This window comes from Paenibacillus sp. 05T425 (assembly GCF_056396205.1).
This window is the reverse complement of sequence record NZ_JBFTLA010000077.1, coordinates 1-503: the sequence shown is the minus strand read 5'-3', so window position 1 is coordinate 503 and position 503 is coordinate 1. Positions and strand designations below refer to the sequence as shown.

At 60.6% G+C, this 503-nt stretch carries 1 pseudogene; it reads left to right on the top strand.

Annotated elements, in window-relative coordinates:
- A pseudogene (locus tag AC1DF0_RS32145) lies at positions 1-503 on the top strand (2,3-bisphosphoglycerate-independent phosphoglycerate mutase); the annotation flags it as partial.

Here is a 503-nt window from a genome sequence, read left to right as displayed (position 1 = left end):
GCCCTCGGCAAAGGCCGGATCGCCAGCATCATTGGCCGTTATTACGCCATGGACCGTGACAACCGTTGGGATCGCGTGTCCCAGGCCTACAACCTGATCGTCGATGGCGCCAGCGAATTCAATGCCGCCACCGCCCAGGAAGGCCTGCAAGCCGCGTACGAACGTGGCGAGAGCGACGAATTCGTCAAAGCCACCAGCATCGGTGAGCMGGTGAAGGTCGAAGATGGCGACGCCGTGGTCTTCATGAACTTCCGCGCCGACCGTGCCCGCGAACTGACCCGCGTGTTCGTCGAAGACGATTTCAAGGAATTCGAACGTGCTCGCCAGCCAAAACTGGCCGGTTTCGTCATGCTGACCCAATACGCCGCCAGCATCCCCGCGCCGTCGGCTTTCGCTGCGGGTAGCCTGGAAAACGTACTGGGCGATTACCTGGCGAAAAACGGCAAGACACAGCTGCGCATCGCCGAAACCGAGAAGTATGCCCACGTGACCTTCTTCTTCTC